This window comes from Latilactobacillus sp. VITA-14 (assembly GCF_046580785.1).
In the GTDB taxonomy this organism is placed as follows: Bacteria; Bacillota; Bacilli; order Lactobacillales; family Lactobacillaceae; genus Latilactobacillus; species Latilactobacillus curvatus.
In genome coordinates this window covers 55,204-66,755 of the sequence record NZ_JBJKTM010000012.1, presented here as the reverse complement: position 1 = coordinate 66,755, position 11,552 = coordinate 55,204, and the positions used below count along the sequence as shown (strand labels likewise).

Genomic DNA, 11,552 nt, shown 5'->3' with positions numbered 1-11,552 from the left:
GTGCTAGTGCGCCACGTTGAAAACGTGATAAAGTAGATGTACCCAAAGTAATCACTCCCTATATTGGTTGGAATTAGCTACTACCATTGTAAGTGATTGCTTTGGGCTTTTTAATTTCTGTTCGGATTAATTATAGAATTTGCCAAGTTAATGGATATCAAGATACGGTCGTTTTTAAAAAAATGGCCGTATTTTTTAGAGTTTAAAAGTTGACAGAAATAAAATGAGTGGTAACATTTAGCTATTCAATGATTACGTTGAATAGATTTAATTTGAAAATGCTGTGGAGGAACACTAATGGAAAAATTATCGGTTATGAGTAAAATAGCGCTAGATACAAAATTAAAACAGGGTAAATATGTATTGGTTTTTATGGCGGATTGGTGTCCCGACTGCCATTTTATTAAGCCACACTTACCAGAAATTGAGGCTGATTTTTCGGAGTATCACTTTATCCATGTTGATCGTGACGAAAATATTGATTTAACGCAGGACTTAAATATCTTCGGCATTCCCAGTTTTATCGCTTATCAAGATGGTCAAGAAATTGGTCGATTAGTTAATAAAGAACGTAAAACAAAAGCAGAAGTTGAGCAATTTTTAAATAATATTGCGACTAATGGGAGTGCAGACAAATGATGGACTATGACGTTATTGTAATCGGTGCTGGACCTGGAGGCATGACTGCGGCGATGTACGCTGCACGGGCTAATTTGAAAGTAGCAATGCTTGATCGTGGTGTTTATGGTGGTCAAATGAATAATACAGATGATATTGAAAACTATCCGGGTTATCAGTCGATTAAAGGCCCCGAATTGGGAGAAAGAATGTATGAAACTGCTACTAATGCGGGGGTCGAATTTGTTTATGGCGATGTTCAAGAGGTGACAATTGATGAGCAACAGACTAAGCATATTCGGACTGATAGTGATGATTTCACAACTAAAGTAGTGATTATTGCAACAGGATCAACGAACCGCAAGTTGGGGGTTTTAGGGGAAGAAAAATACTCTGGTAAAGGGATCTCGTATTGTGCAGTTTGTGATGGGGCTTTCTTTAAAAATAAAGATGTGACGGTAGTTGGTGGTGGTGATTCCGCTATTTCGGAAGGTCTATATTTAGCCAATATTACCAAGAATGTTAACGTGGTTCATCGCCGTGATGAATTACGCGCCCAAAAGGTGCTTCAAAACCGAGCCTTTGCAAATGATAAGATGGCTTTTACGTGGCATGCGGGTGTCACTGAAATTATGGGTGATGATCAACATGTGACGGGGGTTAGGATGTTAGATAATCAAACTGGGGAAGAAAAAGTAATCAATACTTCCGGTGTTTTCATTTATGTTGGGAATGTCCCTAACAGTCAAATGTTTAAAAAGCTCAATATTACAGATGAAGCTGGCTGGATTATGACAGATACCGAAATGGCAACGTCAATTCCTGGAATTTATGCCGTTGGAGATGTTCGCCAGAAAAAATTACGTCAAATTACAACGGCAGTTGGGGACGGCGGAATCGCTGGGCAAAATGCTTTTGAATATATCGAACGCTTAAATTATGAGGCAACAATTAAACAATAGAGGATGGTTATTGAAATGGAAATTAAGTATTGGTCTGATATCGCGTGTCCTTTTTGTTATATCGGTTCAAATCGGATGAAGCGTGCAATGAAAGAAATTGGAATTTACGATGACACACAATTAGAATTTAAATCTTTTGAGTTAGATCCAACGGCTCCTAAAGAGACAACTGAAGGCTATATTAATCACTTTACGCAAGGTAATCAGGCTCTGGAAGCACAAGCAAAAGATCAAATGGCTTATATTGAACAAATGGCTAAGGATGATGGCTTGCCAATGGCAATCAATCGCGTGGTCCCAACGAATACCGTTGATGCACACCGATTGATTAAGTTAGCGGAAAGTAAGGGGAATCCAACGTTGATGGAGAATGTTATCAAACGTTTCTATCAAGTCTACTTTAATGATGGGCAATCAATCGCGGATTATGCTGTTTTGTTAGCGGCTGCTACTGAAGTTGGCCTAGATAAAAATGAAGTGAGTCAGGTTTTAAATTCAGATGACTATCGCCAAGCGGTACTGGATGATGAAAATGAAGCACAGCGGTTAGGCATTCATGCCGCCCCTTATTTTGTGATTAATAATAAATATTCGATTAGTGGCGCACAACCCTATGACGCTTTTGTAAAGGCGCTTAAACAAATTCAATTAGAGGAGTAATAATAACAATGATCGATAATCAGTTTGAAACAATTGAAATTACCGGTAATAATTCTGAAGCGGGTATCTGTGGTTCGGATGGCTGCCTAATTGCAGATCACCAGGACACCGATAATCAAGAAAATGATAACAACCAGAAGATTAGCTAAAATGGAGCCCCTTACTATTGAAAAATCGAATGGTAAGGGGCTATATTTTGGCAAAATATAGGGTCTTATAGTAGTCTAAATTTGTATATTCAGGTAAACTAATTAAAATTGTTTGTTGAGAATGGTGGAATTTAGATGATACCGAACTGTTTAACAACCGGTGATGAAATTCGTGTTATCGCGCCTAGTAATAGTTTGCAAAGTGTTGGCGGATATGTGGCTAATCAACCGGCGAATGATCGATTGAGTGCACTTGGTTATCAGGTGACGTTTGGGCAGCATGTCTTGGTAATGGACCAATTCAATTCTAGTCCAATTGAAGCGCGGGTTGCCGATTTGCACGCTGCTTTCATAGATGACAATGTCAAAGCGATTTTAGCGGTGACTGGTGGGTATAACAGCAATGAGTTACTTCCCTATATCGATTTTGATTTGATTGCAAGCCATCCTAAAATAATCTGCGGTTATTCCGATTTTAGCGCGCTGGCAAATGCGATGACAGCTAAGACAGGCTTGATAACGTATTATGGACCATCCTATATTTCTTTTAAATTGGTAGATCAATTGGGCGATTATCAAGCGCATAATTGGCAAAAAGTCATGACGCAGGAAGCTGGACCAATTCGGTTGGCGGCTTCCAAAGAGTGGTCGAGTGATGCGTGGTACTTACCGAATGCAGCGCGGGATTACCAGCCTAATCGTTGGCAGAGTTATACGTCTGGCTGTGTAACTGGGACGTTAGTGGGCGGTAATTTAAATACACTTTATACATTACAAGGGACAGCCTATCAACCGGATTATAATGATCAAGTGTTATTGATTGAGTGCTCAGGTGGGTCAGACCCGTTTGATTTTTCACGCAATTTGGCGGCGTTGTTACAGAGTATGGAACACCCAAAGGCCCTGATTATCGGTCGCATTCCAACCGATGTCGCGCTGAGTGAGACAGATTTAATCGCTATTTTGAATAAGTTTCCGATTTTGAAAACAATCCCCGTTTTGTACAACGTGAATGTCGGTCATACGCAGCCGATTTTAACATTACCGATTGGACAGTCAATCACGGTCAATGCGACAGAGGGCTGGTTACAAATTGAACCGGAATAGTAAAAAGAACGGCCAACTATATTAGTTGGCCGTTCTTTTTAGAGTAATGCTAAAGTTCGTTGCAGTTCCGGTTCTTGTTCAAGTTTTGCGAGTGGTAGGTCATGGGTCACTTGATGGTCTTCATTAAAGACGACCACCCGTTTAGCGACTTGTTTGACTTGAGCTAGGTTGTGGCTTGCAATTAAAATCCCTTTTCCGGCTTGATTGAGTTGTTGGAGCAAGTGGATAATCAGCGTTTGGTAGGCGGCTGATAGGCCGTTGAATGGTTCATCGAGCACAATTATTTCAGGATTCATCGTTAAAACACTGCCCAAAGCGACAAGTTTTTTTTCGCCACCGGAAAGTTGATAAGGCACGCGATCAGCTAAGTGTTCGATTTGTAACAACGCGAGGCAATCGTCAACGCGGGTTTGCACTTCATCTGGGTCTAAGCCCATCTGTTCTGGACCAAAAGCGAGTTCGGCGCGCACCGTTTCGTTAAATAATTGAACGTCACTATTTTGGAACACAAAGCCGATTGCGCGGTGGAGGGCAGTCGCCTGTGCAGGCTTTTTGAGGAAGCGGGCATCGACAAGTTGGTCTTTAAAATAATATTGGCCTGTGCTTGGCTGAATCAAACCGTTAATTAATTTAAACAGCGTCGATTTTCCGGAACCATTAGGCCCCATAAACGCGACGGCCTCGCCTACTTGAATGGTTAGTGAGATGTCGTTAAGACTGTCGGTTTGTGTATAGGCGTAGTGAATGTGTTGTAAATTCAGCATCTGATTACCTCCGAATGAAACAGAATAGGCAAAATAGCCCTAGATCCCAGCTGATTAAGCGCCAGTCGTAGCGATTCACTGTTAGCGGCGTCCGTCGGGTGACTTGTCCGGTGTAGCCCCGGAGAATCATCGCATCGTATAACGCGGCAATGTAGTTGCGGGAACTTAAGTAGAGGCGGCCAATCAGTGAACCGACTAAATTTTGCCGTTGGTGGCTTTTACCAGTTGAGCGTAGCCGAATTGCCCAGAGGGATTCTTGTAAAAATTGGGCGAGCAAGTGGCTGTATTTCAGACTAATTTCGAGTGTCAAAATGAGCAGACTGGGGAGTCTTAATTGACGTAAAGCAACAATAAAAGCGGGCCAAGTGATCGTCTCGAGAAAAAAAGCAATATTTAATAACATGATTTCAGTCCGTACGATAAATAAAAGCGTTGTGGCGACTTGGCCGAGCCAAAAATTCGGTAGAATTAATAAAATCGCAATGATACTGATATCACCGACGCGTTTAAAAAGCGGCCATAAATGCTGGCTTGGTAAGCGGCAAATTCGAATTAACGTCAATAAACCAATCAACCAAATTAAAAGTAGACTATGGGTTAACACGAGAATGATGAGTGTCACCAATAAACTAATCAGTTGAATACCAGGCGTTTGATGGGCGATTAAAGGTTGAGGTTTTGTTTGATTAAAGCGCCGCAGCAAACGATCACTAAAGCGCAAATTTTGAATTAAAAAACGGTCGAATTGCGCGACCGTTTTGGGCGTAGCTTCCGTTGTTTGAAGCCAAGTTGGTAATTTAGGATTGGGTTGAATAATGATTCATCACCAGTTTTCCGATAAGATAAAAAACAATGACGGCTGTTACCGCTGATAAGATGTAGCCAAGTGATAGTGGAACGCCAGCAACTGTGTAGTCACTAAAGAGGGCATTAAAGTTTAAGCCATGGGCCATACCACTTGGTAGACTGTGACCTAGGTGATCATGTTTGAGTTGTGCAATGAGTTCGCTTGCGCTCCATTCGCCCCAAGCAGTACCACTAGCTAATAGGCCAATCGGCGATAAGATAGTCAATAGGCCGATGAAACTGTAAAGCGCGTGATGTAAGCGACGGCTGGTTTGTGGATTAACTGTTTGACGTGGTGCAACGAACAGTTCGTTAGGTGCAACCCGGCAAATGAATTGATAAACGGCGAGGGTAAAGCCGGCTTCAACCCAACCAGCGACTAATAAATGAGCGAACAACATGGCTGGAATTGCAATGTGTAACGGATAAGGGGCATACATGGGTTGGCCAGCTGCGTTATGCGCAACGAGCGGTTGCAGACCAAGTTCAATACCGGCCATTAATGCGGCGGCATTAATCCCGAGATATGCGCCAACTACGACTCCCACTTTGGGATGGTGTGCTTTTTGGAATAGTCGATAGAGACCATAGCCGACAAATGGCATGATAATGGCCATGTTGAAAATATTGGCCCCGAGTGCAAGAATCCCACCATCACCAAATAAAAAGGCCTGCATGATGAGTGCAATCGTTACAGCTAGACTAGCGGCGTACGGCCCAATGAGAATCGCTAATAGGGTTGCACCAACAGCATGGGCGGTTGTACCGCCAGGAATTGGCACGTTAAACATCATCATCAAAAACGATAGTGAAGCGGAAATCCCTAACATGGGTACCGTTTCTTTTTTTTCGGTGACTTGGTATTTAACTTTCTTGAGTGCCAAGCCAATGACTGGAATAGCGGCCGCTGCAAGCACGGCACACGTTTGGGGACTTAAATAATTATCTGGAATATGCATACATAAAAACCTCCACTGATTTGTTCTCGACTATTAAGGCTACGCGTCTCATAGCCGTTTTCAATCACGAATCATGTTTACATATGTTAACAAATCGCTAATTGGCGATACTATCAAGCAAGTAACTGACATCTTTGATTAAGAATTTATGCTCGGTGGTTTCAATCACGCCGTCTTTTTTGAGTTGGTTGAGCATGCGATTGACACTACTGCGCGAGCTAATTCCGCAGAAGCCGGCAATGTCTTCGTTAGTAACGACGAAGTCAATCAGGATGCCATCGCGGCGTTTCTTACCAAAGAGATCAATTAAGCTGTATAAGAAGGCACACAGCCCGCCGTTTTTACCATTCATTACCATTTTTTGCAAGCGATAAATATTCTCGGATAATTTTTTACGATAGTAATTTTTAACGTAATTCTGTAACTCGGGGGTGGCATTCACGTAGTTCCAGAAGGTCACGCGGTCAATCTGATAGAAAGTTGCTTCCTCTGTTTCAACGCGAACGTTAAACGGTTGATCCGTATATTTTGAAATTTCATCCCGTAAAAGTGAAATGACATCCGGCTGGGTAATGTAAGAGAGATTGAATTCACGACCGTCTTGTAAAATGATCGAGTTTTTAATCACGCCTTTTTTCAGAATATAAGTATACCGTTCTTCCAAACCGTGGTACGTCAAGTATGTGTGCTTCTTTTTGGTAATCACTGGGACGTGACGTTCCTCTAAAAAGTTAATTAAAAATTCAATGTCTGTTAAAACCATAATGCATCTGCCTACCCTTTGTGCTGATTTATTATATCTGCTAATCATTAAATAACTTTAATCTAAATTATACGTTTTGAAGACTATAAAGTTGTTATCATTTGTTACACCTAAAAGTAATAATGAAATGTTGTTCATAAATTATATCGCATCCTTTTCAGAAAATCTGTATAACTATGGACGTAGCTTTAAAAAAGCATTCAATCAGCATTGAGAAAGGAAGTCCTATAGTTTGGTAGCCATTAAATTACCTTACGATCAAAAAATTATCACGGCTAATATTGCAGACGCGAATTTTGCCGGGAAGCTTGTTTCACAAGCTGCTACGTATCAAAATCCAATGAGCGAAGCCGAAACGGTTGAAAAATCATTGGACAATCCCATTGATAGCCCTAAGTTAGAAGAGTTGGCTAAAGGGAAAAAGAATATCGTGATTATCAGTTCTGATCATACACGACCAGTTCCTTCACATATCATCACGCCGATTTTACTAAGACGGATTCGTTCTGTAGCACCAGATGCACGGATTCGGATTTTAGTTGCGACTGGGTTTCATCGACCATCAACGCACGAAGAATTGGTTAACAAATATGGTGAAGAAATCGTTGCAAATGAAGAAATCGTCATGCATGTTTCAACCGATGACAGCTCAGTTGTGAAAATCGGTCAATTGCCATCAGGTGGCGATTGCATTATCAATAAAGTCGCTGTTGAAGCTGACTTATTGATTTCTGAAGGTTTCATTGAATCCCATTTCTTCGCTGGTTTCTCAGGCGGGCGGAAGTCTGTTTTACCGGGTGTGGCTTCATACAAAACAATTATGGCCAACCACTCAGGTGAATTCATCAATTCCCACTATTCAAGAACCGGGAATTTAATGCATAACCCAGTCCACAAAGATATGGTTTATGCCGCTAAACAAGCTGGGCTTGAATTCATCTTGAACGTTGTTTTAGATGAAGACAAGCACATCATCGGTTCATTCGCCGGTAATTTAGAAACAGCGCACAAAAAAGGCTGTGACTTCGTTGAAAGTTTATCAGAAGTCGACAAGATCGATTGTGATATCGCCATTTCAACAAATGGTGGCTATCCACTTGATCAAAATATTTACCAAGCCGTTAAAGGGATGACTGCTGCTGAAGCGACGAACAAACAAGGTGGCGTGATTATCATGGTCGCTGGTGCACGTGACGGGCATGGTGGTGATGGGTTCTATCACAATATTGCTGACGTTAAGGATCCTAAAGAATTCTTAGACCAAGCAATCAATACACCACGGCTTGAAACGGTCCCTGATCAATGGACATCACAAATCTTGGCTCGGATTCTGGTCCAACATCATGTGATTTTCGTGTCAGATTTGGTTGATCCACAATTAATTACAGACATGCATATGGAATTGGCAACCAGTTTAGATGCAGCGTTAGAACGGGCCTACGAGATTGAAGGGGCAGATGCCAAAGTGACAGTGATCCCTGATGGTTTAGGGGTTATTGTGAAATAACAATAGAAAGAATGAGTAGTTTGGACACAACAAATGAGCTACAACAGCTTTTAGAAGCTGTTGCAAACCAAAAAGTCAGTGTGACAGAAGCAACAAAGCAACTGGCACATGCGCAGACCATTGATGATTTAGGCTTTGCCAAGGTTGATTTAAGTCGGCAAAAGCGCAATGGCTATCCGGAAGTGATTTATGGCGCCGGTAAAACGGCGGACCAAATCATTGGCATCATTGGTTCGTTAAAACGACATGCCGAAAATATTTTATGTACGCGAGTTTCCCCAGAAAAGTACGCTGCGATTCAAGAAGCGGAACCGACAGCAATGTACTGTGAAATGGCGCAATGTGTAGTGCTGATGGTTGACCCACTACCAACCACGGATCACTATATCGCCGTTGTCACAGCGGGGACTTCCGACATGGCAGTGGCCGAAGAAGCGGCGGTCACTGCAGAAGTATACGGTAATCAAGTTAAACGAATCTATGATGTTGGTGTGGCGGGCATTCATCGCTTGTTTGAACATTTGGATGAAATTCGCCAAGCCCAAGTTGTCATCGTGGTCGCCGGTATGGAAGGGGCCTTAGCCAGTGTGGTTGGTGGGTTGATCGAAAAACCTTTGATTGCCGTGCCAACCAGTATTGGCTATGGCACTAACTTTGGCGGACTAACAGCGCTGATGACCATGCTCAATAGTTGTGCGTCCGGGATTACCGTCGTCAATGTCGATAACGGCTTTGGTGCGGGCTACTCAGCAAGTATGATCAATCATTTAAGTGACACGGAGGATGACAAATGAGAACTCTTTATTTAGACGCATTTTCAGGAATTAGTGGGGACATGTTCATCGGCGCTTTGCTCGATTTAGGGGTTGATTTCAAACAGTTTGAAACAGAATTGGCTAAGTTGAATGTCCCTGGCTACCACCTCCATGCAGAACGGATTGCTAAAAGTAGTATTTATGGCACCGATTTTGACGTCCATTTGCCAGAAGCCATGCACAAGGATGAAGGTTTTATTGAAACAACACCGGCACAGCATCAACATCCGCATACACACGCAGCTAGCCATGCACACACGCATCAACACGCAAATGGACACACGCACAGCCATGGTGATGACGTCCGACATTTAAAAGACATTGAAGCCATCATCGATCACAGTGATTTAAGCGATTATGTTAAAACGAACGCCAAACAAGTTTTTACAGAAATTGCGCAATCAGAAGCGGTCGTTCATGACCTACCATTAAGTGATGTTCATTTTCATGAAGTTGGGGCGCTTGATTCAATCGTCGATATTGTTGGAGCGTTTGTCGCCCTCGAATTATTGGCAGTTAATCAAGTCTATTCATCCGAATTAACGGATGGGAGTGGCTTTATCAAAGTCGCGCATGGCATGATGCCCGTACCAGTCCCCGCTGTGATGCAAATGCGCGTCGGTAGTGCGATTCCAATTAAACAAAACCCAGACTTGCAGACCGAATTGATCACGCCAACTGGGATGGGGATTGTCAAAACGATTGTCGACCAATTCTGTCCAATCCCAGACGATCAAACGATCATTAAAGTCGGCTATGGTTTTGGTAATCGGGAAACACCGCAACTCAATGCATTACGCGTGATGTTGTGCGAAAAAAAAAACTAAGCCAACAGGTTGTTAAAACCGATGCCGATCAGATTTTAGTGTTGGAGGCCAACATTGATGACCAGTCAGCAGAAAGTTTAGCGCCGGTTTTGGATTTATTGATGGACAATGGGGCGCTCGATGCCTTTTTCAGTCCAATTCAAATGAAGAAAAATCGGCCCGCAATTAAGCTAACGGTCATGATTCATCCAGCCGATCAACAAGCCATGACTTATCTGATCTTAAAACACACAGCAACTGTTGGTGTGCGTTACCAGACGATGGGGCGCACCATTATGCCACGTCATTTTATCACTGTAGCCACGCGCTTCGGCGATATTCGGGTCAAAATCGTGAACTATGACGATCTCGAAAAATATAGTCCAGAGTTCGACGATTGTCTAGCTGCCGCCAAGGCGCATGACGTGGCACTTAATCAAGTTTATCTTGCTGTTTATCAGAGTATGCCCGAGTCGGGTCTATCCTGATGTAACGCGTTAAAGCTATCAAAATTTAGATATTAAATCGTTATTATTTGGAGGAATTTATTCATGATTCATCAGTTATTAGCAGAATTCATGGGCACAGCGCTCATGATCATTTTCGGGGTTGGGGTTCACAGTGATGAAGTCCTCAAAGGTTCAAAGTATCGTGGCTCAGGTCATTTATTTGCCATTACAACATGGGGGTTTGGGATTACAGTTTCATTATTCATTTTCGGAGATGTTTCAATTAACCCAGCCATGGTGTTAGCACAATGTATCTTAGGCAACGTTTCATGGGCAATGTTTATCCCTTACTCAGTTGCTGAAGTCTTGGGCGGGGTTGTCGGTGCAGTTATCGTCTATATCATGTACGCTGATGAATTTAAAGCATCAGAAGGCAATGTCGATCCTGTTGCGGTTCGTAACATCTTCTCAACAGCACCTGGTATCCGGAATTTACCACGGAACTTCTTCGTTGAATTTTTCGCAACATTTGTTTTCATTTCATCAATTATCGCCATTACACAAATCAAGACACCTGGGATTGCACCAATCGCAGTTGGGTTACTTGTTTGGGCAATTGGGATGGGGATGGGCGGTCCTACCGGATTTGCAATGAACCTTGCGCGTGATATGGGTCCTAGAATTGCTCACGCGCTTTTACCAATTAAAAATAAAGCCAACTCAGATTGGCAATACGGGATTATCGTGCCCGGAATTGCACCATTTGTTGGTGGTCTATGTGCCGCACTCTTTATGCGGAGTTTCTTTGGCATCTAATTTAATCGGAGGAATCAACCATGCGTGAACAAATTAAACAAACGCAAAACATGATGGTCGACTTATTCGAAGTCGCTGCTCATGCCTCACAACCGGGGACAATCTCAACCAGTTTAATTGAAGCGCAACAAGCGCTTTTAACAGCAGAACAACTTTATGGTAGCCTTGATGACGCGCAACAAACCGCTAGTCAATCAACTTTCAAAAACTTTGTTGATAGTGCCGCGCATTTAAACTTGATGATCGTCAAGAGTTTAGATAATAACGATTTGGTGTATGCCGATCGGATTCAAAATGAATTAACAGCTTTAAAACAATTAATCTAATGATA

At 42.4% G+C, this 11,552-nt stretch carries 15 protein-coding genes; 11 read left to right on the top strand and 4 right to left on the bottom strand.

The annotated features are described in order from the left end of the window. Nucleotides 1–297 precede the first annotated feature (297 nt). The 5 genes from ACF1X7_RS06560 to ACF1X7_RS06540 all read left to right on the top strand — a co-directional run bounded on the left by ACF1X7_RS06560 (nt 298) and on the right by ACF1X7_RS06540 (nt 3,496). A complete protein-coding gene (locus ACF1X7_RS06560) occupies nt 298–639 on the top strand; it encodes a thioredoxin family protein (RefSeq protein ID WP_411162572.1) in 342 nt (113 codons plus the stop codon). After that, nucleotides 636–1,580: a thioredoxin-disulfide reductase gene (gene trxB, locus ACF1X7_RS06555; protein WP_064777080.1), complete on the top strand. Its 945-nt coding sequence runs from the start codon at nt 636–638 to the stop codon at nt 1,578–1,580. The genes ACF1X7_RS06560 and trxB overlap by 4 nt, the downstream gene beginning before the upstream one ends. A gap of 15 nt (nt 1,581–1,595) precedes the next feature. Continuing rightward, entirely contained in the window at nt 1,596–2,240 is a 645-nt protein-coding gene (locus ACF1X7_RS06550) for a DsbA family protein (protein WP_064777081.1), read from the top strand. A gap of 8 nt (nt 2,241–2,248) precedes the next feature. Continuing rightward, entirely contained in the window at nt 2,249–2,389 is a 141-nt protein-coding gene (locus ACF1X7_RS06545) for a hypothetical protein (RefSeq protein ID WP_172821856.1), read from the top strand. Between the two features lie 135 nt (nt 2,390–2,524). Then, complete coding sequence (locus ACF1X7_RS06540) at nt 2,525–3,496, top strand: S66 peptidase family protein (protein ID WP_411162571.1); 972 nt, start codon at nt 2,525–2,527, stop codon at nt 3,494–3,496. A gap of 38 nt (nt 3,497–3,534) precedes the next feature. Here ACF1X7_RS06540 and ACF1X7_RS06535 read toward each other — a convergent pair whose 3' ends face one another. From ACF1X7_RS06535 to ACF1X7_RS06520, 4 genes are all read right to left on the bottom strand, one after another. Beyond that, a complete protein-coding gene (locus ACF1X7_RS06535) occupies nt 3,535–4,260 on the bottom strand; it encodes an energy-coupling factor ABC transporter ATP-binding protein (protein WP_411162570.1) in 726 nt (241 codons plus the stop codon). A gap of 4 nt (nt 4,261–4,264) precedes the next feature. Then, the gene (locus ACF1X7_RS06530) at nt 4,265–4,981 is read right to left on the bottom strand and encodes an energy-coupling factor transporter transmembrane component T (protein WP_039099462.1); all 717 of its coding nucleotides are present in this window, start codon (nt 4,979–4,981) and stop codon (nt 4,265–4,267) included. A 76-nt stretch (nt 4,982–5,057) separates the two neighbouring features. Continuing rightward, nucleotides 5,058–6,065: a cobalt transporter CbiM gene (gene cbiM, locus ACF1X7_RS06525; RefSeq protein ID WP_411162569.1), complete on the bottom strand. Its 1,008-nt coding sequence runs from the start codon at nt 6,063–6,065 to the stop codon at nt 5,058–5,060. A 97-nt stretch (nt 6,066–6,162) separates the two neighbouring features. Further along, the gene (locus tag ACF1X7_RS06520; protein WP_039099460.1) at nt 6,163–6,828 is read right to left on the bottom strand and encodes a Crp/Fnr family transcriptional regulator; all 666 of its coding nucleotides are present in this window, start codon (nt 6,826–6,828) and stop codon (nt 6,163–6,165) included. A gap of 232 nt (nt 6,829–7,060) precedes the next feature. Here ACF1X7_RS06520 and larA point away from each other — a divergent pair, with 232 nt between their 5' ends. From larA to ACF1X7_RS06490, 6 genes are all read left to right on the top strand, one after another. Next, nucleotides 7,061–8,335, top strand: a complete 1,275-nt coding sequence (gene larA, locus ACF1X7_RS06515) for a nickel-dependent lactate racemase (RefSeq protein WP_039099459.1) — start codon at nt 7,061–7,063, stop codon at nt 8,333–8,335. Between the two features lie 11 nt (nt 8,336–8,346). Next, nucleotides 8,347–9,129: a nickel pincer cofactor biosynthesis protein LarB gene (gene larB, locus ACF1X7_RS06510; protein ID WP_064777085.1), complete on the top strand. Its 783-nt coding sequence runs from the start codon at nt 8,347–8,349 to the stop codon at nt 9,127–9,129. Further along, complete coding sequence (locus ACF1X7_RS06505; protein WP_411162568.1) at nt 9,126–9,977, top strand: LarC family nickel insertion protein; 852 nt, start codon at nt 9,126–9,128, stop codon at nt 9,975–9,977. The genes larB and ACF1X7_RS06505 overlap by 4 nt, the downstream gene beginning before the upstream one ends. Beyond that, nucleotides 9,959–10,444 carry a nickel insertion protein gene (gene larC / locus ACF1X7_RS06500; RefSeq protein WP_052202713.1) on the top strand — a complete coding sequence of 162 codons (486 nt, stop codon included), beginning with the start codon at nt 9,959–9,961 and terminating at the stop codon, nt 10,442–10,444. The genes ACF1X7_RS06505 and larC overlap by 19 nt, the downstream gene beginning before the upstream one ends. Before the next feature lie 63 nt (nt 10,445–10,507). After that, entirely contained in the window at nt 10,508–11,221 is a 714-nt protein-coding gene (gene larD / locus ACF1X7_RS06495; RefSeq protein ID WP_004270477.1) for a D/L-lactic acid transporter LarD, read from the top strand. A 20-nt stretch (nt 11,222–11,241) separates the two neighbouring features. Further along, entirely contained in the window at nt 11,242–11,547 is a 306-nt protein-coding gene (locus tag ACF1X7_RS06490) for a hypothetical protein (protein WP_004270481.1), read from the top strand. The last annotated feature ends 5 nt before the right edge of the window (nt 11,548–11,552 follow it).

Bases quoted from the DNA above. Each gene is read 5' to 3' on its own strand.
- trxB (WP_064777080.1), top strand. From the start codon at position 636: ATGATGGACTATGACGTTATTGTAATCGGTGCTGGACCTGGAGGCATG.
- ACF1X7_RS06545 (WP_172821856.1), top strand. From the start codon at position 2,249: ATGATCGATAATCAGTTTGAAACAATTGAAATTACCGGTAATAATTCT.
- ACF1X7_RS06505 (WP_411162568.1), top strand. From the start codon at position 9,126: ATGAGAACTCTTTATTTAGACGCATTTTCAGGAATTAGTGGGGACATG.
- ACF1X7_RS06560 (WP_411162572.1), top strand. From the start codon at position 298: ATGGAAAAATTATCGGTTATGAGTAAAATAGCGCTAGATACAAAATTA.
- cbiM (WP_411162569.1), bottom strand. From the start codon at position 6,065: ATGCATATTCCAGATAATTATTTAAGTCCCCAAACGTGTGCCGTGCTT.
- ACF1X7_RS06540 (WP_411162571.1), top strand. From the start codon at position 2,525: ATGATACCGAACTGTTTAACAACCGGTGATGAAATTCGTGTTATCGCG.
- ACF1X7_RS06535 (WP_411162570.1), bottom strand. From the start codon at position 4,260: ATGCTGAATTTACAACACATTCACTACGCCTATACACAAACCGACAGT.
- ACF1X7_RS06490 (WP_004270481.1), top strand. From the start codon at position 11,242: ATGCGTGAACAAATTAAACAAACGCAAAACATGATGGTCGACTTATTC.
- ACF1X7_RS06550 (WP_064777081.1), top strand. From the start codon at position 1,596: ATGGAAATTAAGTATTGGTCTGATATCGCGTGTCCTTTTTGTTATATC.
- ACF1X7_RS06520 (WP_039099460.1), bottom strand. From the start codon at position 6,828: ATGGTTTTAACAGACATTGAATTTTTAATTAACTTTTTAGAGGAACGT.
- larD (WP_004270477.1), top strand. From the start codon at position 10,508: ATGATTCATCAGTTATTAGCAGAATTCATGGGCACAGCGCTCATGATC.
- larB (WP_064777085.1), top strand. From the start codon at position 8,347: ATGAGTAGTTTGGACACAACAAATGAGCTACAACAGCTTTTAGAAGCT.